Here is a 23778-nt window from a genome sequence, read left to right on the forward strand (position 1 = left end):
GAGACAGTCCCGTCATGACCACCACCCCCACCGTCGTACTCGTCCACGGAGCGTTCGCGGACGCGGCCAGCTGGTCCGGCGTCGTCGCCGAGCTCCAGGCGCACGACGTCCCCGTGATCGCCCCGCCGAACCCGCTGCGCGGCCTCGCCTCCGACGCCGCGTACGTGGCCTCCGTCGCCGCCCAGATCGACGGTCCGGTGATCCTCGTCGGCCACTCCTACGGCGGCGCCCTCATCACCGTGGCCGGCACCACGGAGAACGTCGTCGGCCTCGTCTACGTGGCCGCCTACGCCCTGGAGGAGGGCGAGAGCCTCGGCGAGCTCCAGGGCCGGTTCCCGCTCTCGCCGCTGGTGAGCAACCTCAAGCAGTGGACGTACCCGGTGCCGGGCGGCGACCCCGCCGTCGAGGTCACCATCGCCGAGGACGCCTTCCCCTCGGTGTTCGCCGCCGACCTCCCCGCGGGCGTCACCAAGATCCTCGCCGCGAGTCAGCGTCCGCTGGCAGCCGCCGCGTTCGAGGAGACCGCCGCCGCGGCCGCCTGGCACACCAAGCCGTCCTGGGCGCTGATCGCGGGGGCGGACGAGGCCATCAACCCCGAGGTGGAGCGCTTCGGTGCCAAGCGCGCCGGGGCGACGGTCGTCGAGCTCGACGGCGCCTCGCACGCCGTCGCGGTCTCGCAGCCGAAGGCCGTCGCGGACCTGATCCTGGAGGCGGTCCGCGCGACGGGCTGACGCCCGGGCCCACGGCCCGCGCGGACGCGACCCCTGTGCGCGTCCGTGCGGGCCGTGGTGTCAGCGGCCGCGTGCCCGCCGCACGAGGTCGGCGGCGGCCGGGGACCACTCGGGGTGGTCGAAGGCGAAGCCCGCGTCGAGCAGCCGACCGGGCACGACCCGCCTGCTCTTGAGCAGCAGTTCGGTGTCCGTGCGCAGGGCGAAGGCGCCGATCTCCGCCATCCACCTCGTCGCCGGCAGGCCCACCGGCACTCCCCACGCGCCGCGCAGCGCGCGCATGAAGTCCCGGTGGGGGAGGGGAGCCGGAGCGCACAGGTTCACCGGCCCGCTCAGGTCGTCCCGGTCCACGAGGAAGCCGACCGCGCGGACGAAGTCGTGGTCGTGGATCCACGAGACGTACTGACGACCGCCCGCGACGGGGCCGCCGAGCCCCAGGCGGGTGAGCCGCGACAGGACGTCGAACACCCCGCCCCGGTCCGGGCTCATCACCATCGCGGCCCGCAGCGCCGCCTTGCGGGTGTGCGGGGTGTCGGCCGCCTCCTGCTCCGCCTCCCAGGCGGTCGCGATGTCCACGCTGTGGCCCCAGTAGCCGGGTACGCCGGGCTCGGTCCCGCCGATCACGCCGGTGGCCTCGTCGTGGGGGGCGTCGAACCGGTGGGCGTACACGGTCGCGGTGCTCATCTGGAGCCAGACCCGCGGAGGCCGTGCGGCGGCGGCGATCGCCCGGCCCACGACCCGTGTCGAGTCCACCCGCGACTCCATCATGGCCCGCAGGTTGTCCGGGGTGTAACGGCAGCCGACGCTGCGGCCGGCCAGGTTCACGACGACGTCGCTGCCGTCGATCGCCCCGGCCCAGGGGCCGAGGGTACGGCCGTCCCACGGGATCTCGCCGTCGCCCGCGGGCCGTCTGCTCAGGACGACGACCTCGTGTCCGGCCGCGGTCAGCGCGCGGCGCAGGACGGTCCCCACCTGTCCGGTCCCGCCGGGCAGCACGATCTTCATGACGGGCATCCCCTCCCTCTCGGAACGGGACCCTACTCCTCTTTTGAACATGTTCAAAACGCGGTGCGGGCGACGCTTCACCGTCCGGGGCGGGCCGGCGGCGGGCAGGGGCCCGGACCGCGCGCCCGGTCAACCGGGAGGCGGAGGTGGCGGGTTCGGGTCGCGGACCGTGCGCAAGGGTGATCGCAGGGGCGATCAGGTCAAGCGTCCCGGACTATTGACTCGGTAGGGGATCCGGCTCGATCCTCGTCCCACTGTCTTGCGCCGGTCATGACAATCCCAAGGGTGGTACAAAAGCCCTCGTCGACCGAGCGTTCCCCCCGACCGAGGGACGTGGGCTGTGACCATGACCGGACGCCCGTACCGCAGACGCCGGGATGTCACCGTCGTCTCCCTGCTCCTGCTCGTCCTCGCCGCGCTCGTCGGGCCGACGCCCAGTTCGGCGGCCGGCGCGGACTGGTGGACCCCGACGGCCAGGCCGAACCCCGACTCCGGGATCGACGTCACCGGCGAACCGTTCACCGGAACCGACGCGGCGGGCGACGTACGGGGATTCGTCGACGCGCACAACCACCTGTTCTCCGACGAGGCGTTCGGCGGCCGGCTCATCTGCGGCAAGGTCTTCTCCGAGGCCGGGGTCGCCGACGCGCTCAAGGACTGTCCCGAGCACTACCCCGACGGCACGCTCGCGATCTTCGACTACATCACCCACGGCGGTGACGGCAAGCACGACCCGGCCGGCTGGCCGACCTTCAAGGACTGGCCCGCCTACGACTCGATGACCCATCAGGCGAACTACTACGCGTGGGTCGAGCGGGCCTGGCGCGGCGGCCAGCGGGTGCTGGTCAACGACCTCGTCACCAACGGCATGATCTGCTCCGTCTACCCCTTCAAGGACCGCAGTTGTGACGAGATGACGTCGATCCGCCTCCAGGCGAAGCTGACGTACGACCTCCAGGCCTACATCGACCGGATGTACGGCGGCCCCGGCAAGGGCTGGTTCCGGATCGTCCTGGACAGCGCGCAGGCCCGTGAGGTCGTGAAGCAGGGCAAACTGGCGGTCGTCCTGGGCGTCGAGACCTCGGAGCCCTTCGGCTGCAAGCAGATCCTCGACATCGCCCAGTGCAGCCAGCAGGACATCGACAAGGGACTGGACGAGCTCCACGCGCTGGGCGTCCGCAGCATGTTCCTGTGCCACAAGTTCGACAACGCGCTGTGCGGCGTCCGCTTCGACGAGGGCGGCCTCGGCACGGCCATCAACGTCGGCCAGTTCCTGTCCACCGGCACCTTCTGGCGGACCGAGAAGTGCACCGGACCCCAGCACGACAACCCCATCGGCACCGCCGCCTCCGCCGCCGAGTCGGACCTGCCGGCCGGCACCGAGGTCCCCTCGTACGCCGCGGACGCCCAGTGCAACACCCGGGGGCTCACCGACCTCGGCGAGTACGCCGTGCGGGCCATGATGAAGCGCAAGATGATGCTCGAGATCGACCACATGAGCGTCAAGGCGGTCGGCCGCACGCTCGACATCCTCGAGGCCGCCTCCTACCCCGGCGTCATCTCCTCGCACAGCTGGATGGACCTCGACTGGACCGAGCGGGTGTACGGGCTCGGCGGCTTCGTCGCCCAGTACATGCACGGATCCCAGGGCTTCGCCGCGGAGGCCGCGCGCACCGACGCGCTGCGCGACAAGTACCGCGTCGGGTACGGCTTCGGCACCGACTTCAACGGCATCGGCGACCACCCCGCCCCGCGCGGCGCCGACGCCGCCCCGAAGGTCACCTACCCCTTCCGCAGCGTCGACGGAGGCTCGCTCGTCGACCGGCAGACCGTCGGCCGGCGCACCTTCGACTTCAACACCGACGGCGGTGCGAACGTCGGCATGATCCCCGACTGGATCGAGGACGTCCGCCTCGTCGGCGGCCAGGACGTGGTGAACGACCTCTTCCGGGGCGCCGAGTCCTACCTCGGCACCTGGGGCGCCTCGGAGCGGCACCAGGCATCGGTCGACCTCGCCGCGGGGCGTGCCGCCACGGCCAGTTCGTCCGAGTCCAACCCGTTCACCAGCTACCGGCCCGGCCGGGCCACGGACGGCGACGGCTCGACCCGCTGGGCCAGCGACTGGAGCGACGACCAGTGGTGGCAGGTCGACCTGGGCTCCACGAACCTGGTCTCGCGCGTCACCCTCGCCTGGGAGCGCGCGTACGGGAAGTCCTACCGTGTCGAACTGTCCACCGACGGCGCCACCTGGACGACCGCCTGGTCGACCACCTCGGGCGACGGCGGCCTGGACACGGCCCGGTTCGCCGGCACCCCGGCCCGGTACGTGCGCGTGCACGGCCTGGACCGGGGCACGGATTGGGGATACTCGCTCTACGAAGTGGGCGTCCACAGCGCCTGACGGGCCGTCACGGGGGAACGCACATGGCACGGATGCCGTCGGCGCAGCGGCGCCGGCAGCTGACCGAAGCGGCGATCAGGGCGATGGCCCGGGACGGCGTCCCGAAGACGACGACCCGGTCCATCGCCGCCGAGGCCGGGGTGTCCCTCAGCGTCTTCCACTACTGCTTCGACTCCAAGCAGGCACTGGTGGAGTCCGTCATCACGACGCTCACCGACCATTCGGTGAGCGTCGTGAAGGACGCGCTGCGCCCGAGGGCCACGCTGGAGGAGACCGTCCGGGCCGGTTTCCAGGCGTACTGGGACCACGTCCGGGCCCATCCCGACGAGCACATGCTCACCTACGAGCTCACCCAGTACGCCCTGCGCGAGCCCGGCTTCGAGCAACTGGCCCGGCGCCAGTACGAGTTGTACGGCGACGCCTACACCGAGCTCATCGAGGAGCTCGGCGCCCGCATGGACCTGCGGCTGCGGGTCCCCGTGTCGGTGCTGGCCCGCTACCTGGCCGCCATGACCGACGGCCTGACCCTCAACTACCTCGTGCTCGGGGACACCGGCGCCTGGACCGACGTCCTCGACACGGTCACCGCCCACGTCGCGGGTCTGGTCACGGCCGACGCCCCCTGAGCGGCTGTGCGGCCCGTACCCTCACGCGGTCCGGGCGATGAGCAGGGCGACGTCGTCGTGGTCGTCGGGGTGGCGCAGACCGTGGAGCAGCAGGTCGCAGATCTCCTCCAGGGGACGGTCGGGCTGGTCGAGGAAGGTCAGGAGTACGGCGAGCCGGTCGTCTATGGGGTGCTGGCGGGTCTCCACGAGCCCGTCCGTGTACAGCACCAGCAGGTCGGCGGGGGCGAGTTCGACCGTGGTGGTCTCGAAGGCGATGCCGCCGACACCGAGCGGGGCGCCGGGCGGCAGGTCGAGCAGCCGGGCGTCGTGGCCCGGGCCGGCCAGCGCGGGCGGCATGTGACCGGCGTTGGCGACCCGGCACTGCCGGGTACGGGGGTCGTACACCGCGTACAGGCAGGTCACGATGTAGTGCTCCAGATCGCAGGTGATCTTGTCCAGGTGCCGCAGCACGGCGCCCGGGTCCAGATCGAGATCCGCGTAGGCGCAGGTGGCGGTGCGCAGCCGGCCCATGGTCGCGGCGGCGTCGATCCCGTTGCCCATGACGTCCCCGACGACCAGGGCGGTCTTGTCGTCCGTCAGCGGGATGACGTCGTACCAGTCGCCGCCGACCTCGCTCGTCGCCTGGGCGGGCTGGTAGCGGGAGGCGAGCTCCAGGCCCGTGTGATGCGGCGCGTGGTCCGGCAGCAGACTGCGCTGGAGGGTGAGGGCGGTGTTGCGCACGCTCTGGAACCAGCGCGCGTTGTCGATGGCCACCGCGGCGCGGCCGGCCAGCTCGCCCGCCAGGATGACGTCGTCCTCGTCGAACGGGAGCGGGTTGCGGGTCCGCTTGAGGTCCAGGGCGCCGAGCACCTCGCCGTGGGCGATCAACGGCACGGCCAGGTACGAGTGGACGCCCGCCTGGGCCAGCAGCGCGCCGGCTTCGGCGTCCCGGGCGATGCGGGGGATGTCCTGCTCGCCGACGTGCTGCACCAGCACCGGCCGGCCGGTGTGCACGCACAGGGTGACCAGCCGGTCGCCGTCGTACGCCGTCACGTCGCCGGGCGCGTCGGCGGCCCGCAGTGCCACGGTGGGGTGGGCGGCCTTCAGCGCGAGGGCCCGGAAGAGCTCCGGCCCGTTGTCCGGTCTGCGCGAGCGGCGCAGGGCCAGCGCCGAGTCCAGGATGTCCACGGCGACCACGTCGGCGAGTTGGGGGACGGCGATCTCGGCCAGCTCGTGCGCCGTCCGGTCCACTTCGAGCGTGGTGCCGACCCGGGTGGAGGCCTCGGCGATGAGTGCGAGCCGCCGCCGGGCCCGGTCGGCCTCCGCGGCGGCGCGGTGCCGTTCGGTGACGTCGACGACCGAGGCGGCCGCGCCGAGCACCCGCCCGCCGGGGTCCTCCAGCCGGTAGAAGGACAGGGACCAGGCGTGCTCGTGGTCGGGGTCGGTGGGCGGGCGGCCCACGTGGTACTGGTCCAGCAGCGGTGTGCCGGTGGTCAGCACCTGACGCAGGGCGGACTCGACGGTGTCGATGTCGGGCAGCAGCCGCGCCTCCCGGAGCCGACGGCCGACGTGCTCCTCGGCGGGGATGCCGTCGATGCGTTCGAGCGCCGGGTTGACCAGGAGGTAGTGCAGCTCCGGGTCCAGGAGGGCGAGGCCGATCGGGGACTGGTTGATCAGCCGTTCGCACAGCGCCAGATCGGTCTCGACGCGCTGGAGGAGGTTGTGGTCGGCGGCGATGCCCAGGGCGTAGACGTCCCCGAGATCGTCCTGGAGGCGCATGTTGCGGAACTCCATCAGACGGCTGCTGCCGTCCTTGTGCCGGATCGGGAAGGCCCCGGCCCAGCTCCGGCCCGTCTCCAGCACCTCGGCGAACAGCCGCACCACGGACTGAAGGTGCTCGGGGCGGATCAGCAGCCGCGCCGCGTACCGGCCGAGGGCCTCCTGCGCGGTGTAGCCGAACAGCTCCTCCGCCTGAGGGGTCCAGAAGACGATGCGTCCCTCGGCGTCGACGACCATCGCGGACACGCTCAGCACGTCCAGCAGACCGGTCGGCGGGAGCGTGTCGGGACGGTAGGCGCTCCCGTCCGGCAGGATGGGTTCGGCTGTCATCTGGGCCTCCTCCGGTACCTCCATGCTGCCCCCGCACCGGCGCGGGCGGAAGCGGGGCGGGCCGCGGGGCCGGTGCGGCGGCGCCGTGCACATCGGGCGGACAAGCAGGAACATGGTCCTGTAAAGGACGGCAGCCATGGATTCTGCGCGAGAAGCATCCGACGCCCCTGCGCCCGCGGGACCGCGCGACCTCCTCGACGCGTCCACGGACGCGGCGGCGATCGTGACCGCGGACGGCGTCGTGATCGGCTGGACGCGCGGTGCCCAGGCGCTGCTCGGCCTTCCCGCGTCGGAGGTGGTCGGCCGCTCGGCCGCGGAGCTGGTGGCGATGGCCCGGGACCCGGCCCGGGTGGCGGGGATCGCCGAGCGCTGCCGGGCCGGCATGGGATGGAGCGGTCTCATCGCCCTGCGGCATCACGACGGCCGGCCGGTCGACGTCGATCTGCGGGTCTCCGCGTCCTTCCGGATCGGCGACGAGGAGTGCTTTCTGCTCTCGGCCCGTGGCCAGAGCCTGCGGGGCACGGTGGGGCAGTCGGTCCTGGACGGGTTCCTGACCCGTTCCCCCGTCGGGATGGCGGTACTGGACCTCCAGCTGCGCTACGTGTGGCTCAACGACACGCTGGAACGGTTCGGCGGTGTGCCCCGCGAACAGCGGCTGGGGCGCCGGCTGAGCGACCTGCTGCCCGGACTCCAGGCGGTCGCCCTGGAGAAGCTGATGCGCAAGGTGCTGGAGACCGGGATCCCCGTCACCGACTACGAGTACCTGGGATGGAGCTGGGCCGATCCGCACCGCCGGCACGCCTACTCGACCTCGTTCTTCCCGCTGGTGGGCGACGACGGCTCGGTCACCGGGGTCTGCTACATGGTCCAGGACGTCACCGAGCGCTGGGACGCCCGCCGGCTGCTGTCCCTGGTCAACGAGGCCGGGACCTGCGTCGGCACGACCCTGGACGTGATGCGCACGGCCCAGGAACTGGCCGACTTCGCCGTCCCGCGCTTCGCGGACTTCGTCATCGTCGACCTGCTGGAGCCGGTCCTCAGCACCGAGGGGCACGGCACCTGGCTCACCGACGCGGGACCGGCGCCCGCGCGGCCGGTGATGCGGCGCGCCGGACTGGCCTCGGTGCGCGCGGGCTGCCCGGAGGCCGTGGCGCGCATCGGGGACCGGGTGGACTTCCTCCCCCCGCCGCACGACGCCGGCCTGCTCATCGACGGCGAACCGATCCTCATGCCCGTCCTCGACCCCACCGACGACCTGTGGACCGCCGAACCCGAACGGACGGCGAGCATCCGGGCGTACGGACTGCACTCCCTCATCTCCGTGCCCATGCGGGCGCGGAACACGGCACTGGGCCTGGCCACGTTCGTGCGGTCCCGCAACCCCGTCTCCTTCCGCTCCGACGACGTCCTGCTGGCCCGGGAGCTGGTGGCGCGGGCGGCGCTGTGCGTCGACAACGCCCGCCGGTACACCCGGGAGCACACGGCGGCGGTCACCCTCCAGCGCAGTCTGCTGCCCCACGCCCTGGCGGGCGGCTCGGCACTGGAGGTGGCCTCCTCCTACCTGCCGGCGGACCCCACCGACGGGGTGGGCGGCGACTGGTTCGACGTGATCCCCCTGTCGGGCGCCCGGGTGGGCCTCGTCGTCGGCGACGTGGTGGGACACGGCATCGCCGCCGCCGCGGCCATGGGCCGGCTGCGCACCGCGGTGCAGACCCTCGCCGACATGGAGATGCCCCCCGACGAGCTGCTCGCCCACCTCGACGACCTGGTGCTCCGGCTGAGCGGGGAGCGGACCGACGGCGCGGCCGCTCAGCAGAGCGCCGCCGCATTCCTGGGGGCGACCTGCCTGTACGCCGTCTACGACCCGGTCACCAGGCGGTGCACGATGGCCCGGGCCGGGCACCCGCCGCCGGTGGTCGTCGGCCCCGACGGGCGGGTGTCCTTCCCGGAACCTCCGGCCGGGCCGCCGCTGGGTCTGGGCGGGATGGCCTTCGAGGCCACCGAGATCGAGCTGGCCGAGGGCAGCCTGATCGGTCTCTACACCGACGGTCTCGTCCAGTCGGCCGACCGGGACGTCGAGGAGGGCATGGCGCGGCTCGGCGAGGTGCTGGCCCGGTCCCGGGCCGACCTGACGGACCTGTGCGCCTCGGCGGTGCGGCAGCTGGTGCCGGCGCCCCGGCCCGACGACATCGCCCTGCTCCTGGCGCGCACCCATGCCCTGCCCGCCGAGCACGTCGTCTCCTGGGAGGTGCCCGTGGACCCGGCCGCCGTCTCCGAGGTCCGGGCCCGCGCGACCCGTCAGGTGGAGGCCTGGGGCCTGGGCGAGCTGGCGATGACGTCCGAGCTCATCGTGAGCGAGCTGGTCACCAACGCCATTCGCTACTCCACGCCCCCGGTGCGGCTGCGGCTGCTGCTGGACACCCGTCTGACCTGCGAGGTCTCCGACGCCAGCAGTACGGCCCCGCGGCTGCGGCACGCCCGGATCATGGACGAGGGCGGCCGCGGCCTGTTCCTGGTGGCCCAGCTGGCCCACCGCTGGGGAGCCCGGTACACGGCCGACGGAAAGATCATCTGGGCCGAGCAGGAGATCCCCTGAGCCGTCCGGCGCCGGCTCCGCCTCCGCTCAGGCGAGCCAGTCCGGGTAGCGGGTGGGGGCGATGCGGGCACCGCTCGGGGCGGTGAGGACGTCACCGTGGACGGCGGCGAACATGCCGGCGGTGTCGTCGGTGACCACGGTCCGTCCGTCGTTCCTGGCGGCGAGGGTGAGGCGACCGAGTTCGTCGAGCGGGTAGCGGTCGGGGCCCGCGATGTCGAGGACGCCGTCGAGCGGGGCGCCCTGGGCCGTCTCGGCTACGAAGCGGGCCACGTCGGCGGCGGCGATCGGCTGGACCGGCGTACGGGGCAGCCGGACGGTGTCCCCCTCGGCGGTCCAGGACAGGACCGCCTCCATGAACTCCATGAACTGGGTGGCCCGGACGATGGAGTACGGCACGGACCCGGCCTTGAGGAGGTCCTCCTGGAGGACCTTGGCCCGGTAGTAGTCCAGTCCGGGCACCTGGTCCACTCCGACGATGGAGAGGATGACGAAGTGCCCCACCCCGGCCTTCTCGCTCGCGGCCAGCAGGTTGTCCATCGAGGTCCGGAAGAAGGCGAGCGAGGCTTCGTCGAAGGTGGGTGAGTTCGTCAGGTTGACGACGACGTCGGCGCCCTCGACGGCCTCCGCCAGGCCCTGGCCGGTGATGATGTCCACGCCCGTGGACGGGGAGTGCGGCACCGCCTCGTGCCCGGCCGCCCTGAGATCCTCCACGACCTGCGAACCGATCCGGCCGGTTCCGCCGATGACCGCGAACTTCATGGTGCTGTCCTTCCCTCGATGTCGTCGCCGGTGCGGGACCTGTGGGCGCCGAGCGCTGCCGTGCCCTGTGCGCCGGTGCGTCCCCGCCGGACCGTCACTCGACTCGGACATTTGTTGTCCGGGTTCCTTGCCCCGATGATACTCGGACATCACATGTCCGAGTCAATGGCGCGCCGGTAGGGTGAGGGGGTGAAGATGTCCGGTGGCGTGGAGTGGGCGCTGCACTGCTGCGTGGTGCTGACGTCGGTGGGGGAGCCGGTGCCGGCGGCACGGCTCGCGGAGCTGCACGACGTGCCGCCCACCTATCTCGCCAAGCAGCTCCAGGCGCTCTCCCGCGCCGGCCTGGTGCGGGCGGTGCAGGGGAAGTCCGGCGGGTACGTCCTGACCCGGTCCCCCGCGTCGATCACCGTGCTCGACGTCGTCCAGGCGATCGACGGCCCCGGACCCGCGTTCGCGTGCACGGAGATCCGTCAGCGCGGCCCGATGGCGTCCGCGCCCGAGGCCTGCACCGCGCCGTGCGCGATCAGCCGTGCCATGGCCTCGGCCGAGTCGGCGTGGCGGGCGTCCCTGGCCGCCGTCAGCGTCGCCGACCTGGCCCGCGACGTCGAGTCCGACTACGGCGGCGGCGCCCTCGCCGGTATCGCCGCCTGGCTGAACACGGCCCGGGGATAGGCGGCCCGGCCTCCTCTCCCACGACGGGAGCGCCGGGGCCGGGGCGTCAACGGCCGCCCCTGTCACCGGGCTTGGCGCAGTGTTGACCCGGAGGTTGCCCGGAGCCGGTTCGCACGGCCGGGTTGTTGGCTAGGGTGGCGGACGGAGACCGGAGCGCCGGTGGGGGAGCCGGCGCCGGAGGAAGCCGAGGGCCGCACCGGCCGGCGTGCGCGGCTCCGGTTCCCGGACCGGCCGACGGCGGCGGGCCCCGCAGGGGGCACGGCAGCGCGCCCGCGGCGGGTGACATGGCTTCGGCCCCGACGGGAGGGTTCGTGCGTCGCATCTGCCGGACGATCCGCGGCCGTACGGGGGCTCACCCCGGTACCGGCCACGAGCGGGGCGAGGCGCGCGTGGCGGGCCGCACGGACACGGTGGGCCGGTGAGCGGGCGCCCGGCGCCGCACCCGGTGCTGCCCCCCGCGCTGCGCGTGCCGCTCGCACTGACGGCGGTCCTCGCCGCGCTGGTGGTCCTCGTGCTCGGTGTCCGGTACTCCGGCGACGGCGAGCCCGGCACGGTGGACACAACGGTCTCGGACGCCGTGTACGGGGTGGACGGACCCTGGCGGCACGTCGCCCTGGCCGTCGACTTCCTGGGGGAGCCCGCGGGATCGGTGCTGCTGGTCACGGCCGTCCTGGCGGGCTGCCTGCTGCTGCGTGCTCCGCGCGCGGCGGTGCTGGTCGTCGCCTGCCTCGCCCTGACCGTCGGCACGGCGACGCTGCTCAAGCCGCTGGTGGGACGCACCATCCACGGCGACGGCAATCTGTCCTACCCGAGCGGGCACACCGCCTTCGCCACCGCGCTCGCCCTCGCGGTGGCGCTCCTCGTGACCGGCCGCACCGGCCTCGGCAGGACGGCCGGCACCCTGTGCGTGCTCGGCGCGGGGCCGGCCGCCGGCGCGGCCATGGGGTGGGCGCAGGTCGCCCTGGGCGCGCACTACCCGACCGACGTCCTCGGCGGCTGCTGCACCGCGCTGGCGGTGGTCCCGCCGACCGCGTGGCTGATCGACCGGACCGCCGGCCGCGCGGCCCACCGGGACACCGGCGACAGGAGCACCGGCGGAGGAACCGGCCCGGACACCGGAGCGGCGGCGGACCGGGACACCGGCGGGACGGCCGGGCACGGCGCCGACCGCACGGCCGAAGCCGGCCGGCCATGACGTCGCCGACGCCGTGTCACATCACCCCGGACGGCGCCGTGCCGTGCGGTCCCGGCCGGTGCCGTGCCGCATCACGCCAGGCGGCGGAAGACGGGCTTCACGGGCCGTCCGGCCAGCCAGGGCGTGGGATCCGCGGCGTCCAGGGCCTTGCGGTACACGGCGCACGCCTGGGCCACCACCTCGACCGTGTGGTCGATGTCGGCGTCGTCGAGCGCGCTGCTGACCACGAACGACGGCGCCAGCACCCCGCCCGCCAGGAGCTGACGCAGGAACAGCGTGCGGTAGCGCTGCGACGGCTGCCCGTTCTCGTCGAGGGTGGCGAAGACGAGGTTGCTCGCCCGGCCCCGGACGACGAGGTGGTCGCCGACGCCCAGGGTGGCCGCGGCCTGGCGGACACCGGCCGCCAGCCGCTCGCCGAGGGCGTGCAGCCGCGCGGTGATGCCCTCTTCCACGTAGGTGGAGAGCACCGCCATCGAGGCCGCCAGCGAGTGCGTCTCCGCGCCGTGCGTGGTGGACAGCAGGAACACCCGGTCCCCGGAGTGGCGCAGCCCGCCCCGCTCCATCAGGTCCCGGCGCCCGGCCAGCGCGGAGACCGCGAAACCGTTGCCGAGCGCCTTGCCGAACGTGGAGAGGTCGGGGACGACGCCGTACAGGCCCTGGGCGCCCGCCTCGGACCAGCGCAGGCCGGTGATCATCTCGTCGAAGACCAGCACACAGCCGTGCCGGTCGGCCAGCTCGCGCAGTCCGGCGAGATAGCCCGGCGGCGGCTCGGTGTGGGTGGCGGGTTCCAGGATCAGACAGGCGATCTCGCCCCGGTACCGGCCGAGCAGCTCCTCCGTGGCGGCCAGGTCCCCGTACGGGAACGCCACCGTGAGTTCGTTCGTCGTGGCCGGGATGCCCGCCGACATCGGGGTGGTGCCGATGAACCAGTCGTCGACGGAGAAGAAGGGATGGTCGCCGCAGAGGGCCACCCGCTGGCGCCCGGTGGCGGCCCGGGCCAGCCGCACCGCGGCGGTGGTGGCGTCGGAGCCGTTCTTGGCGAACTTCACCATCTCGGCGGTCGGCACGGTGGCCAGGAAGCGTTCCGCCGCCTCGACCTCCACGATGGACGGCCGCACGAAGTTGCTGCCGCGGTCGAGTTCGCGCCGTACCGCCTCGATCACGCGCGGATGGGCGTGACCGAGGCTGACCGACCGCAACCCCGAGCCGTACTCGACGTAACGGTTGCCGTCGACGTCCCACACATGGGCACCGCGGCCGTGGCTGATGACCGGGGCCAGGTTGTCGGGGTACTGGTCGTCGCCCTTGGCGTACGTGTGCGCACCCCCGGGGATCAGGGCGTGCAGCCGCTCGTTCGCCTTCCGCGACCGGGGCAGGAGAAGCTCTGCGGTGTCCACTGTGTCCACACCGACCTCAACTTTCTTGTTGCTACTGGTGCTTCAGGACCTCGGCGAGGCTCGGTGCCTCCCGGTCCCGTCGGGACATCGAAGTGACCGGCAGCGGCCAGGGAACGGCGAGCTCCGGGTCGTCGAAGGCGATCGTCACGTCCTCGGACGGATCGTGCGGCCGGTCGATCCGGTACGAGGTGTCGGCGGTCCCGGTCAGGGCCTGGAAGCCGTGCGCGCAGCCCGCCGGGATGTACAGCGTCGTCTGTGTCCCGCCGGACAGCTCGAAGGTGGCCACGGTGCGGTACGTCGGCGACTGGGGCCGCAGGTCCACGACGACGTCGAAGATCCTCCCGTACGAGCACCGCACGAGCTTGGCCTCGCCGGCGCCGGAGCGCAGATGCAGACCGCGCAGCACGCCCTTGACCGAGCGGGACAGGCTGTCCTGGACGAAGGCGTCCGGGTCCAGGCCCACCGAGCGGACCACGTCGGCGTCGAACGTACGGCAGAAGAAGCCGCGTTCGTCCGCGTAGGGCGTCGGCTCGAAGAGGTACGCGCCCGCGACGGCGGGGACGGGGATCGCTTTCATCGGGTCTCCCGAGGGGCGTGGGCGGGGGTGCGGCCGGCCGCCGGGAACAGGGCCGCCGTCAGGACGGTGAACTGCTGCTCCAGGCGCCGGACGGCGTCCCGGTTCCGCTCGGCGAGGATCTGCCGCGCGTCCGCCGCGTTCTTCTCCAGTGCCCGGAACTGTTCGAGCAGCCGGTCGGCGTCGACCTCGCGCGCCGGGTGGCAGTACGCGCCAAGACCCATGTCGGCCATCAGGGCGTCGCTCTTGGCCGCGTAGCTGAGCGCGAGCGTCGGCGTGCCGGCCTTCAGCGCGCAGATCAGGTTGTGGTAGCGGGTCGCCACCACGGTGTCGGCGGCCGCGGTCTCCTTCATCAGGTCGTCCAGCGAGGCCGTCACGGCGGCCGTGACCAGCGGCGAGTCCACCGCGCCGAGGATCGCGGCGACCACCGGCGCGTCGCACTCGTCGCCGGTGAGCAGCCGCACCGCCCTGCCGTCCTCGACCAGGGCGCGGACGAACCGGGTCGTCCCCTCGAGGTAGCGCCGGTGGATCTCCCCGGCCGCGGCGCGGTCGTCGTCGCCGCCGTGGAAGTCCATGACGCCGACGCAGACGTGGCCCGGCGTGTCCGGGGTCCGGCCCGCCGGGGGCGTGGGCAGGGCGAACGCGAGGTCCGGGTGGACCTCGTCGCGCCGGGTGTCGACGCCCATCGCCTGCATCGCGTCACGGGACGGGGCGTCCCGGTACGACCGGTGGGCGGCCAGCCGCGCCGACCAGCGCACCAGTGTCCGGGTGGCCCGGTTGCCGATCGGGGCGGCGCCCACGCCGACCAGCGCGACCGGGGTGCCGGTCAGCCGGCCGGCGGCGCACAGCAGGAACAGCGCGTAGGGGAAACCCCACGGCCGCAGCGGCAGCGTGGCCTCCAGGACGCCCATGCCGGGGACGATCACCACGTCGTGCCGGCGCACCCAGGCGGCGGTGCGGAAGACGTCGACGAGTTTGCCCAGGCCCTTGCCCGCGACCGCGCCCGCGCGCGACGCGGTCCGGTACTCCCCGCGGTACCAGTGCAGCCGGGTCGCGGGGATCCCGTACCGGGCGGTGACGTTCTCGGGCCCGCCGCACAGCGCGTCCACGACGGCGTCCGGCCGCTCCCGCCGCAGGTAGCCGAGCACGGCCTCCAGCGACCCGTCGTTGCCGAGGTTGCCGGAGCCGAGCAGGCCGAACACCCCGACCCGCACCGCGGTTCCGCTCGCGGCCGTCATGTGCGCCTCCCCTCGCGGCCGGCGACCAGGGAGTCGACGGAGACCGCGAGCCGGTCCGGGTCGACGGGCGCCCGGTCCTCGACCCGTTCGCCGGCGCCCGGCCGGGCCCGGCTGGTCATCCAGGCGGCCAGGTGGCGGAAGCACGCCCGCCGGTCGGCCGGGGACAGCGGCGCCCGCCGGATCGCCGAGGCGAAACCCCAGACGTACTCGGCGAGCAGCCGGGGCGTCGGGTGCAGCGGACCCGCCCGGCGCGGGTCCAGGTTGACGCAGCGGGAGCGCTTGGAAGGGTTCGCCCGCTCGGCCCGGTTGGGGTGGTCTCGGCGGAAGTACAGCAGTTCCGGAACCTGGTGGAAGCGTCCGTGCAGGGTGATCTCGGCGACGTACGTGCGGTCCGCGTGGTGGTAGCTGTCCATCGGCTTCACCCGGCGCAGCACGTCGGTCCGCATCACACCGTAGAAGTCGTCGCCGCCGGGCTCGAACAGCAGACTGCGAAAGCGCTCCGGCGCGTGCGGCGAGTCGGTGGCGAGGGTGTACTCGTAGGGCACCTTCACCCGGCCCTCGCCGTCGATGACCGCCTGGCCGGTGTGCGCGAGGATCATCTCCGGCCGCTCGTCCAGCGCCTCGACGCAGCGCCGCAGCAGGTCCCGGCCGTACAGGTCGTCGTGCGAGGCCCACTTGAACAGCTCGCCGCGCGACTCGGCGAGGACGAGGTTGTGGTTCGGCGTGGCCCCGATGTTGCGGGGCAGCCGCAGGTACCGGATGCGCGGGTCCTTCGCCGCGTACCGGCGGCAGACGTCCTCGGTCCCGTCGGTCGAGGCGTTGTCGGAGACGACCAGCTCGAAGTCCTCGTAGGTCTGGCCGAGCAGGGCGTCGAACGACTCGGCCAGGTACTCCTCGCCGTTGTACACGGGCAGGCCGATGCTCAGCCTGGGACGGTCGGTCATGGGGTCCTCACTTCGGGAACGGAGTTGTGGTGCCGCTCGCGCAGGGCGGACCGCAGCTGGAGCCACCACACGGCCGAGCCGCTGACGGTCGCCGCGGCGACGCCCCAGGCCGAGCCGACCGTGCCGGCCGCGACCGCGCCGCCGAGCCCGCCGCCGACGTAGCCCGCGGAGGCGAACAGCTGGCAGCGCAGACTGCGCCGGGCCGCGCCGAGCGCGCGCAGTCCGGCCGCCGCGCCGGTGCCGAGGCCCGCGCCCGCGACGCCGAGGGTGATCGGCAGGATGAGCAGGGACGCGGAGTGCCAGACGTCGCCGAGCGCCAGCTCGCCGAGCCGGTCCGGCATCAGCAGCAGCGCCCCGCCCCACAGCAGCGCGCCGGCGGCCTGTCCACCGCCGAGCATCAGACAGAACGTGCCCAGACGGTGCGGGGCCTGCCGCAGCACCCGTGCCGCCTCCGGGACGGTGACCAGGGACAGCCCCATCAGCACCGCGAGGAACGGGCCGAGCAGCAGTTCGGCGCCGCGCACCGCCCCCACCGCGCCGACCCCGGCGATCGCGCCGAGCCCGTAGGCCCGCAGCTGGCTCGCGCCGCTGAGGCTGACGTTCTCGACCAGGTACCGGTAGCCGAGGTCGCGCTGCTCGCGCAGCCAGCCGCGCGCCCCGGTCACCCGGGGCGCGATCCCGGACTGGACCCATCCGTACGCGGCGGCCACGGCGGCGGACGCGCCCCAGGCGAGCACGAAGGCCGCCACGCTGCCCACGCGGGCGGCGACGACCATGGCCGGGACGAGCGCCACACCCCACACGACGTCGTTGACGAACGCCTTGCGGCCGGCGCCGGCGGCGAAGAACGAGAACCGCCACGCGTCCTGGAGCAGCAGCCCCGGCAGCAGGACGCCGAGGCAGGCGAAGGCGGGCCCCACCCGGCCGCCGAGCGCCAGCCCGGCCACCAGGCACACCGCGCCGATGACGGTGCCGACGCCGAGCGCGGTACCTGTCGAGCGGGCCACCGCCCCTCGCCAGGAGGCGTCCGGCGGGCCGCTGAAGCGCACCACGAGGGGGTCGGTGGCCAGCCCCCGCGAGACGTTGAGCACCACGCCGTACGTGACCCAGGCCAGGCTGAACACGCCGAACGCGGTCACCCCCAGCGAGCGGGCCACGTAGATGCCCACCGCGAAGTTGGAGATGCTGGAGGCCGCCTGGTCGGCCAGCCCCCAGGAGAGCCGGCCGAGGAGGGCCCGCTTGGCGGATCCGGCCGGTGGCGCCGTCGTCTGCGGGGTCCCCTCCCCGGTGGTCATCGGTCTCACGCCTTGATCAGCTCGGCGTCGCGCAGGGCGTCGGCCGCGGCGGCGACGGTGTCGAACGCCAGCCCGGACCGCTCGGCGACGTCCAGCAGACTGTGCTCGCCGTCGGAGAGGCTGAGCACCCAGAGCATGGCCATCTGGGCCTGCTGGGCGTCGCTGCGGCCGCCGAGCGAGTCGTACAGCCCGCGCCGGCCCAGCTGCGGCTCGCCGTACGGACTGAGGTTGACGTAGCGCCGGTTGCGGTCGAGGACGGCGAACGCCTCCCGGCACACCGCGAGGGTGTCCTCCATCGCCTCGGGAGAGACGAAGTCCGGGTTGTCCGCCGAGGTGTGGTACTCGGGATATCCGGCGTACGGGGTGCGGCCGAGCGAGCCCACACCGAGATCGAACCCCGGCGAGCAGTACTGCCGCTCGTCGTAGCCGTACGGCGTGAACTCCTGGATCCGGTGCGGGCGTTCGGAGACCTTCAGCACGTGCCGCAGCACCCTGTCGATCTCCGCGTCGCCCCGCCTGCTCTGCTTGTACGTCACCTGCCCCCGGTCGCCTGCGCAGGCCAGCACGAGACCGTGCCGGACCCGCTCGACCCGCTCCGCGTTGCGGGCCAGCCAGGTGATCGCCCCGATGGTTCCCGGCGCGAAGATGAACCGGTAGGTGTAGTACGGCGTCAGCTCGGCCAGCGCCCGCGCCAGGAACACCGCCACCGCGACACCGGCCAGGTTGTCGTTGGCCAGCGAGGGATGGCAGATGTGACAGGAGACGATCACCTCGTCGGAGACCTGCCCCGGCACCACGTGCTCGGCGTAGGTGAGGTGGCCGTCGGCGAGCGTGGAGTCGATGCGCACCTCGTACTCGCCGTCCGGCATCGCGTCCAGCGTCTCCTGCGCCAGGCAGAAGCCCCACTGCGGCTTGTAGTAACTGGTGCGGTACGGCACCCAGGACGGGTGGTCCGGCAGGGTGTGCAGGTGCTCGCGCAGCTCGGCCAGCGGCATGGTCGCCGACACCGGCACGCTGTAGCCGAGCACGTGCAGGCTGGACGCGGCGAAGTCGACGACCCGGTGCCCGTCGGGGCCGGCGACGTACGCGTCCCGGATGTTCCACTCCTGCGGCACCGTCCAGTCGAGCACCCGGGTCCCGGTCGGCACCTCGTGCACCCGCAGCGGGACGTACTCGCCCACGATGTCCAGGGTGGCACGCACACCGTCACCGGTGATGCTCCGGCACAGCGGGTACAACCGCTCCACCAGCGCGTGCATCTCCTCCCCGGGCGTGGTCATCGGCGCCACCGCAGGGTGTCGTCGACGGAGCCCGCCTCGGACGCCGCGCGCAGCACGGCCAGCCGGGTGAAGCGCCGCTCGAAGTCCTCGCGGGTCAGGCCGTGCTCACGGTAGGCGTCGGCGAGTTCGAGAGCCCCCCGCTTCACCGTCCACTCGCACTCGAAACCGGGGATCGCCGCGCGGAACCGGGAGAAGTCCACCCGGTAGGACCGCGGATCGGCGCCGTTCTCCCCGGTGATCACCACCTTCGCGCCGGACACCGCCTCGGCGACCTGCTCGGCGATCTCGGCGACCGTGACGTTGTTGGTCTCGCTGCCGATGTTGAACGCCCGGTCGTGCACCGCCTCGCGCGGCGCGGTCAGCGTGGCCGTGAAGGCCCGCGCGATGTCGGCGGCGTGCACCAGCGGGCGCCAGGGCGTGCCGTCGGACAGGACGAGCACCTCGCCGGAGAGCAGGGCGTGGCCCACCAGGTTGTTCAGCACGATGTCGGCGCGCAGCCGGGGCGAGTAGCCGAAGGCGGTGGCGTTGCGCATGTACACCGGGGTGAAGTCGCCGTCGGCGAGCTGGTGCAGGTCGTCCTCCACCCGCACCTTGGACTCCGCGTACGGCGTCACCGGCCGCAGCGGGGCGTCCTCCGCCACCAGCTCGTCGCCGCCGGCGGCGCCGTAGACGGAGCACGTCGACGCGTACAGGAAGCGCCGCACCCCGGCCTCGCGGGCCAGCCGGGCGAGGCGCACGGACGCGTGGTGGTTGATGTCGTAGGTGAGCTCCGGCGCCAGCGACCCCAGCGGGTCGTTGGACAGCGCGGCCAGGTGGATCACGGCGTCCACCCCGGCCACGTGCTCGGCCGTGACGTCGCGCAGGTCGACCCGCGGCCCGGGCGGGTCGGCGGGCGCCGGTCCCAGCACGCAGTCGGCGAACAGGCCGGCGTCGAGACCGACGACCTCGTGCCCGGCGGCCGCGAGGACCGGGGCCATCACGGTGCCCAGATAGCCCTGGTGTCCGGTCAGCAGTACGCGCAAGGTTCATTCCCCCAGGTCGAGAGTGAGTTTGGTGACGGCGAACGCCTCGGCGTAGCGCGTCTGGCTTTCGATGCCGCGGATCCGGGCCAGCCCGAGGAAGGCCTCCCGGTCGTACCAGGGCCGGTGCCGCTGCGAGGCGTAGTGCTCCTGGAGCAGCCGCACCTTCTCCTCGGCGATCTCGTCGGACAGCGGCTGGTACGCCGTCGGACGGCCGAGGTCGCCGTCCCACTTGACGATCTCGTAGCCGAGCACGAGGTGGTCGCGGAACGCCGTGGGCACCAGCTTCGCCAGGCCGCGGTGGTCCTGGTGCGCGTCCTCGGTGCGCGGGGCGAGCACGAGTCCGGGGTCCGTCTGCGCGCGGAGCTCCTCCACCGCCGCCTTGGCCTCCTCCCAGTGCGCGGGCAGCCGGCCGTCCGGCAGCTTGTGCACGGTCAGCCGCAGGTCGGCGCCCGGGCAGAAGGCGGCGAGCGCGGCCCGCTCCTCCTGCTCCCGCTCGCCGCCCCCGCCGGTGAGCACCAGCGCGTCGACCCGGATGCCCGGCCGCGCCCGGCACAGCGTCAGCAGGGTGCCGCCGGCGCCGATGGCGATGTCGTCGCAGTGCGCGCCCACCGCGACGATCCGGTCGAGGCGCCCGGCCCCGAGCCGGATCACGCTCCCGCTCCGGCGCCGGCCGTCGCGCCGGCCCGTTCCCACACGGCCCACGGGCGGTCCCCGCGGGTGTAGGCGTCGTCGAGCGCGGCGCGTTCCTTCACGGTGTCGGTCGGCTTCCAGAACCCGCGGTGCTGGTGGGCCACCAGCCGTCCCTGCTTGGCCAGTTGGGCGCAGCCGTCGGCGACCAGGTCCCCGTTCTCCGGGATGTGGTCGAAGACCTCCTGGCGGAGCACGAAATAGCCGCCGTTCTCCCACAGCGGCATGTCGCTCACCGCGGTGATGCCCCCGACCAGGCCGTCCTCGCCCAGGTCCACGCAGTGGAACGAGGACTGCGGCGGCACCACCATCATCGACGCGCCGGCGTCGCGCCGGGCGAAGTTGGCGATCATCTCCGGCAGCGGGGCGTCGGTCAGCACGTCGGCGTAGTTGGCGAGGAACATCTCGTCGCCGTCCAGGTGGTGCCGCACCCGGCGCAGCCGTTCACCGATCGGCGACTCGATGCCGGTCTGCGCGAACGTGATCGTCCAGTCGGCTATGTCGGTGGACAGCAGCTCGGTGCGCCCGCCGCGCAGCACGAAGTCGTTGGACGTGGTCTCCTCGTAGTTGAGGAAGAAGTCCTTGATGTGGTGCGCCCCGTAGCCGAGGCACAGGACGAACTCCTTGTGCCCGAAGTGCGCGTAGTAGCGCATGACGTGCCAGATCAGCGGCCGGGGGCCGACCATCGCCATCGGCTTGGGCACGTCGTCGGACGATCCGTTGCGCATCCGCATCCCGTAACCGCCGCAGAACAGTACGACCTTCACGACTCGACCTCGACAATGCTCAGTTCCGGTATGGGGAAGACCAGCCGGCCGCCCCACTCGTGCACGTAGGACAACTGCTCCACCAGCTCGTCGCGCAGGTTCCACGGCAGGACGAGCACGTAGTCCGGCCGGTCGGCGGCGATCCGCTCGGGCGGCAGGATCGGGATGCGGGTGCCCGGCGTGAACCTGCCGTGCTTGTAGGGGTTGCGGTCGACCGTGTACGCCAGCAGGTCGGGCCGGATGCCGCAGTGGTTGAGCAGGGTGTTGCCCTTGCCGGGAGCGCCGTAGCCGACGACCGTCTCGCCGCGCTCGGCCGCGTCGATGAGGAACCGCAGCAGATCGCGGCGCACCTTGGCCACCCGGGCGGAGAACTCGGTGTACCCGGACAGCTCCTGGAGTCCGGCGGCCTTCTCCCGGGCCAGCACGTCGGCCACCCGCGCGGTAGGCTCGCCGGCCACCTCGGCCGGCCGCGCCCACAGCCGGATCGAGCCGCCGTGGGTGGGCAGCAGCTCGACGTCCACGAGCGCGAGTCCGCCGCTCGCCAGCGCCCGGATCGCGGAGTCGACCGTGTAGTACTGGAAGTGCTCGTGGTAGATCGTGTCGTACTGGTTCTCCTCGATCAGGGTCAGCAGGTGCTGCACCTCGACGGAGACCCAGCCGTCGTCGGCCACCAGGGCGCGCAGCCCTCGAGTGAACCCGACCACGTCGGGGATGTGCGCGTACACGTTGTTGGCCACGACCAGGTTCGCCGGGCCGTGCTCGGCACGGACGGCCGCACCGGTCTCGGGGCTCAGGAACTCCGTGAGCGTGGGCACGCCCGCGTCCCGGGCCGCCGCGCCGACGTTCACCGACGGTTCGATGCCCAGGCAGCGGATCCCGCGGTCCACCACGTGCTTCAGCAGATAGCCGTCGTTGCTGGCGACCTCGACCACGAAGGCGTCGGCGCCCAGCCCCAGCCGCTCCACGGCGCCGGCGACGAACGTGCGGGCGTGCTCCACCCACGAGGTCGAGAAGGAGGAGAAGTACGCGTACTCCTTGAACGTCTCCTCGGGCGTGATCAGCGGCGGGATCTGCGCGAGCCGGCAGTCGGTGCAGATCCGCAGGTGCAGCGGGTACGCCGGTTCGGGCAGGTCGAGTCGGTCCGCGGAGAGGAAGCTCTCGCACGGCGGGGTCGCCCCCAGGTCGACGACGCTCTCCAGCGCCCCCGAGCCGCAGAGTCGGCATCGTGTCATCTACTGCCCCCATCCCGCTCGCGCCGGTGCTCCCGGCGCGGGCCAGTGCTGTGTTCCCCTACCGGCTGCGGGCCTTCCCCGCCGCCGGACCGCACCGCGATCGCGGCGCGGTACCCCTCCACCAGGCGCTCCAGGCCGACGGCCGGGCTGAAGCCCTGCTCGTAACGGCGCCGGGCCGCCCGGCCCATCTCCTGGTTGTGCGCCGGCCCGGCCGTGATCCGGCGCAGGCAGGACGCGAGCGAGGCGCTGTCGCCCGGCCGGTGCAGCAGCCCGGTCACCCCGTCGTCGACCAGTTCGACGAACGCGCCGTGACCGGCGGCGACGGTCGGGACCCCCGCAGCCATGGCCTCCACGACCACCAGGCCGAAAGCCTCCAGCCAGGTCGAGGGGGCCACCACGGCGGCCGAGCGCGCGAGGGCGCGCCGGCACTCCTGCGGGTCGTACAGACCGGCGTAGCGCACGTCGTCGCGGCCCGCCGCCCAGGCGGTGACCTCGCGCTCCAGCGGCCCCGCGCCGGCGATCACGAGCGGCAGGCCCACACCGCCCTCGCGGGCGAGTTCGTCCCACGCGGCCATGAGCAGCCGCACTCCCTTGGCCTCTGCCAGCCGGCCGAGGAAGAGCAGGTGTTCCCCGTCGCCCTCCCGCCGCACCCCCGGTTCGGGCACGAAGTTGTGCTTCACCGCCAGCCGTTCGGCCGGCATGCCGGCCCCCACCAGGACGTCGCGCTGCGCGGCGGAGATGCAGAAGAACCGCTCCACGCCGGACCACCACCGCCGCCGGTTGACGGACAGGCCGACCGCGAGCGGCACCGTCGCCAGCCGGGAACCGCGGTAGCAGCCGTGCCGGACGGCGGGCAGCGGGGTGGCCCCCACGCACTCGGTGCAGGGCCGGCCGTCGCGTTGCAGCGTGCCGGGCGGGCAGACCTGGGTGTAGTTGTGCAGCGTGGCGACGGCGGGCACTCCGGCGTCCGCGCAGGCGGCCAGCACCGCGGGGGACAGCAGCGGGAAGACGTTGTGCACGTGCACCACGTCCGGCCGCTCGGCGCGCAGCCGGGCCGCGAGTTCCTTGCGGACGGCCGGGTTCCACGGCACCAGCAGCGGCACCGCGGCCTTCGCCGGCAGGGAGCGGGCGGCGATGGAGTCGCTGCGCCGCTCGAAGACCCCGACCCGGTGGCCGGCCTCGCGCAGCAGCGCCGTCTCCTGGTCGACGACCTTGTTCTCCCCGCTCGGCTGTGCCGAGGAGTAGTGGTTGTGCACCACGAGGACGTGCATG

20 protein-coding genes are annotated in these 23778 nt (G+C 73.3%); 6 read left to right on the forward strand and 14 right to left on the reverse strand.

The genetic code is table 11. The annotated features are described in order from the left end of the window. The first annotated feature begins 14 nt into the window (after window positions 1–14). Window positions 15–731, forward strand: a complete 717-nt coding sequence (locus Saso_RS07615; protein WP_189928408.1) for an alpha/beta fold hydrolase — start codon at window positions 15–17, stop codon at window positions 729–731. A gap of 60 nt (window positions 732–791) precedes the next feature. Here the strand turns inward: Saso_RS07615 and Saso_RS07620 are convergent, their stop codons facing one another. Further along, complete coding sequence (locus tag Saso_RS07620; protein WP_189928424.1) at window positions 792–1733, reverse strand: DUF1731 domain-containing protein; 942 nt, start codon at window positions 1731–1733, stop codon at window positions 792–794. Window positions 1734–2079: 346 nt separating this feature from the next. On the opposite strand from Saso_RS07620, the gene Saso_RS07625 reads away from it, so the two are divergent. Continuing rightward, window positions 2080–4134 carry a galactose-binding domain-containing protein gene (locus Saso_RS07625; protein ID WP_189928406.1) on the forward strand — a complete coding sequence of 685 codons (2055 nt, stop codon included), beginning with the start codon at window positions 2080–2082 and terminating at the stop codon, window positions 4132–4134. A 23-nt stretch (window positions 4135–4157) separates the two neighbouring features. After that, entirely contained in the window at window positions 4158–4760 is a 603-nt protein-coding gene (locus Saso_RS07630; RefSeq protein WP_189928404.1) for a TetR/AcrR family transcriptional regulator, read from the forward strand. Between the two features lie 21 nt (window positions 4761–4781). Here Saso_RS07630 and Saso_RS07635 read toward each other — a convergent pair whose 3' ends face one another. Further along, the gene (locus tag Saso_RS07635; RefSeq protein ID WP_189928402.1) at window positions 4782–6848 is read right to left on the reverse strand and encodes a SpoIIE family protein phosphatase; all 2067 of its coding nucleotides are present in this window, start codon (window positions 6846–6848) and stop codon (window positions 4782–4784) included. Window positions 6849–6984: 136 nt separating this feature from the next. Between Saso_RS07635 and Saso_RS07640 the strand changes: the two genes are divergently transcribed. Beyond that, a complete protein-coding gene (locus Saso_RS07640) occupies window positions 6985–9444 on the forward strand; it encodes a SpoIIE family protein phosphatase (protein ID WP_189928400.1) in 2460 nt (819 codons plus the stop codon). 27 nt (window positions 9445–9471) lie between these two features. Here the strand turns inward: Saso_RS07640 and Saso_RS07645 are convergent, their stop codons facing one another. After that, on the reverse strand, window positions 9472–10203 hold the full coding sequence (locus tag Saso_RS07645; RefSeq protein ID WP_189928398.1) for an SDR family oxidoreductase: 732 nt from the start codon (window positions 10201–10203) through the stop codon (window positions 9472–9474). Between the two features lie 195 nt (window positions 10204–10398). On the opposite strand from Saso_RS07645, the gene Saso_RS07650 reads away from it, so the two are divergent. Together Saso_RS07650 and Saso_RS07655 are read left to right on the forward strand one after the other, a co-directional pair. Continuing rightward, on the forward strand, window positions 10399–10875 hold the full coding sequence (locus Saso_RS07650; protein ID WP_189928422.1) for an RrF2 family transcriptional regulator: 477 nt from the start codon (window positions 10399–10401) through the stop codon (window positions 10873–10875). A 418-nt stretch (window positions 10876–11293) separates the two neighbouring features. Next, the gene (locus tag Saso_RS07655; RefSeq protein ID WP_189928396.1) at window positions 11294–12070 is read left to right on the forward strand and encodes a phosphatase PAP2 family protein; all 777 of its coding nucleotides are present in this window, start codon (window positions 11294–11296) and stop codon (window positions 12068–12070) included. 71 nt (window positions 12071–12141) lie between these two features. On the opposite strand, the gene Saso_RS07660 is transcribed toward Saso_RS07655, so the two are convergent. The 11 genes from Saso_RS07660 to Saso_RS07710 are packed head-to-tail and all read right to left on the reverse strand — an operon-like array spanning window position 12142 to window position 23777. Then, the gene (locus Saso_RS07660; RefSeq protein WP_189928420.1) at window positions 12142–13467 is read right to left on the reverse strand and encodes a glutamate-1-semialdehyde 2,1-aminomutase; all 1326 of its coding nucleotides are present in this window, start codon (window positions 13465–13467) and stop codon (window positions 12142–12144) included. A 31-nt stretch (window positions 13468–13498) separates the two neighbouring features. Next, on the reverse strand, window positions 13499–14044 hold the full coding sequence (locus tag Saso_RS07665; RefSeq protein WP_189928394.1) for a dTDP-4-dehydrorhamnose 3,5-epimerase family protein: 546 nt from the start codon (window positions 14042–14044) through the stop codon (window positions 13499–13501). After that, a complete protein-coding gene (locus Saso_RS07670; RefSeq protein ID WP_189928392.1) occupies window positions 14041–15279 on the reverse strand; it encodes a polysaccharide pyruvyl transferase family protein in 1239 nt (412 codons plus the stop codon). Before Saso_RS07670 ends, Saso_RS07665 begins: the two co-directional genes overlap by 4 nt. Further along, window positions 15276–16223 (reverse strand): glycosyltransferase family 2 protein, encoded by a 948-nt coding sequence (locus Saso_RS07675; protein ID WP_189928390.1) that lies wholly within the window; start codon window positions 16221–16223, stop codon window positions 15276–15278. The genes Saso_RS07670 and Saso_RS07675 overlap by 4 nt, the downstream gene beginning before the upstream one ends. Further along, complete coding sequence (locus Saso_RS07680; protein ID WP_189928388.1) at window positions 16220–17518, reverse strand: MATE family efflux transporter; 1299 nt, start codon at window positions 17516–17518, stop codon at window positions 16220–16222. The genes Saso_RS07675 and Saso_RS07680 overlap by 4 nt, the downstream gene beginning before the upstream one ends. Window positions 17519–17523: 5 nt before the next feature. Next, entirely contained in the window at window positions 17524–18798 is a 1275-nt protein-coding gene (locus Saso_RS07685; RefSeq protein ID WP_189928386.1) for a DUF4910 domain-containing protein, read from the reverse strand. Continuing rightward, window positions 18795–19820 carry an NAD-dependent epimerase/dehydratase family protein gene (locus tag Saso_RS07690; protein WP_189928384.1) on the reverse strand — a complete coding sequence of 342 codons (1026 nt, stop codon included), beginning with the start codon at window positions 19818–19820 and terminating at the stop codon, window positions 18795–18797. The genes Saso_RS07685 and Saso_RS07690 overlap by 4 nt, the downstream gene beginning before the upstream one ends. Before the next feature lie 3 nt (window positions 19821–19823). After that, window positions 19824–20471, reverse strand: a complete 648-nt coding sequence (locus Saso_RS07695) for a PIG-L deacetylase family protein (RefSeq protein ID WP_189928382.1) — start codon at window positions 20469–20471, stop codon at window positions 19824–19826. Continuing rightward, entirely contained in the window at window positions 20468–21274 is an 807-nt protein-coding gene (locus Saso_RS07700) for a glycosyltransferase family protein (protein WP_189928380.1), read from the reverse strand. The genes Saso_RS07695 and Saso_RS07700 overlap by 4 nt, the downstream gene beginning before the upstream one ends. Continuing rightward, complete coding sequence (locus tag Saso_RS07705) at window positions 21271–22506, reverse strand: class I SAM-dependent methyltransferase (RefSeq protein ID WP_189928378.1); 1236 nt, start codon at window positions 22504–22506, stop codon at window positions 21271–21273. The genes Saso_RS07700 and Saso_RS07705 overlap by 4 nt, the downstream gene beginning before the upstream one ends. Beyond that, a complete protein-coding gene (locus Saso_RS07710) occupies window positions 22503–23777 on the reverse strand; it encodes a glycosyltransferase (protein ID WP_189928376.1) in 1275 nt (424 codons plus the stop codon). The genes Saso_RS07705 and Saso_RS07710 overlap by 4 nt, the downstream gene beginning before the upstream one ends. Window position 23778: the final 1 nt, after the last annotated feature.

This window comes from Streptomyces asoensis (genome assembly GCF_016860545.1).
GTDB classification, from domain to species: Bacteria; Actinomycetota; Actinomycetes; order Streptomycetales; family Streptomycetaceae; genus Streptomyces; species Streptomyces asoensis.

Excerpts from the sequence above, each read along its gene's own strand:
- Saso_RS07615 (WP_189928408.1), top strand. The coding sequence starts at position 15 with ATGACCACCACCCCCACCGTCGTACTCGTCCACGGAGCGTTCGCGGAC.
- Saso_RS07620 (WP_189928424.1), bottom strand. The coding sequence starts at position 1,733 with ATGAAGATCGTGCTGCCCGGCGGGACCGGACAGGTGGGGACCGTCCTG.
- Saso_RS07625 (WP_189928406.1), top strand. The coding sequence starts at position 2,080 with ATGACCGGACGCCCGTACCGCAGACGCCGGGATGTCACCGTCGTCTCC.
- Saso_RS07630 (WP_189928404.1), top strand. The coding sequence starts at position 4,158 with ATGGCACGGATGCCGTCGGCGCAGCGGCGCCGGCAGCTGACCGAAGCG.
- Saso_RS07635 (WP_189928402.1), bottom strand. The coding sequence starts at position 6,848 with ATGACAGCCGAACCCATCCTGCCGGACGGGAGCGCCTACCGTCCCGAC.
- Saso_RS07640 (WP_189928400.1), top strand. The coding sequence starts at position 6,985 with ATGGATTCTGCGCGAGAAGCATCCGACGCCCCTGCGCCCGCGGGACCG.
- Saso_RS07645 (WP_189928398.1), bottom strand. The coding sequence starts at position 10,203 with ATGAAGTTCGCGGTCATCGGCGGAACCGGCCGGATCGGTTCGCAGGTC.
- Saso_RS07650 (WP_189928422.1), top strand. The coding sequence starts at position 10,399 with ATGTCCGGTGGCGTGGAGTGGGCGCTGCACTGCTGCGTGGTGCTGACG.
- Saso_RS07665 (WP_189928394.1), bottom strand. The coding sequence starts at position 14,044 with ATGAAAGCGATCCCCGTCCCCGCCGTCGCGGGCGCGTACCTCTTCGAG.
- Saso_RS07670 (WP_189928392.1), bottom strand. The coding sequence starts at position 15,279 with ATGACGGCCGCGAGCGGAACCGCGGTGCGGGTCGGGGTGTTCGGCCTG.
- Saso_RS07675 (WP_189928390.1), bottom strand. The coding sequence starts at position 16,223 with ATGACCGACCGTCCCAGGCTGAGCATCGGCCTGCCCGTGTACAACGGC.
- Saso_RS07680 (WP_189928388.1), bottom strand. The coding sequence starts at position 17,518 with ATGACCACCGGGGAGGGGACCCCGCAGACGACGGCGCCACCGGCCGGA.
- Saso_RS07685 (WP_189928386.1), bottom strand. The coding sequence starts at position 18,798 with ATGACCACGCCCGGGGAGGAGATGCACGCGCTGGTGGAGCGGTTGTAC.
- Saso_RS07705 (WP_189928378.1), bottom strand. The coding sequence starts at position 22,506 with ATGACACGATGCCGACTCTGCGGCTCGGGGGCGCTGGAGAGCGTCGTC.
- Saso_RS07710 (WP_189928376.1), bottom strand. The coding sequence starts at position 23,777 with ATGCACGTCCTCGTGGTGCACAACCACTACTCCTCGGCACAGCCGAGC.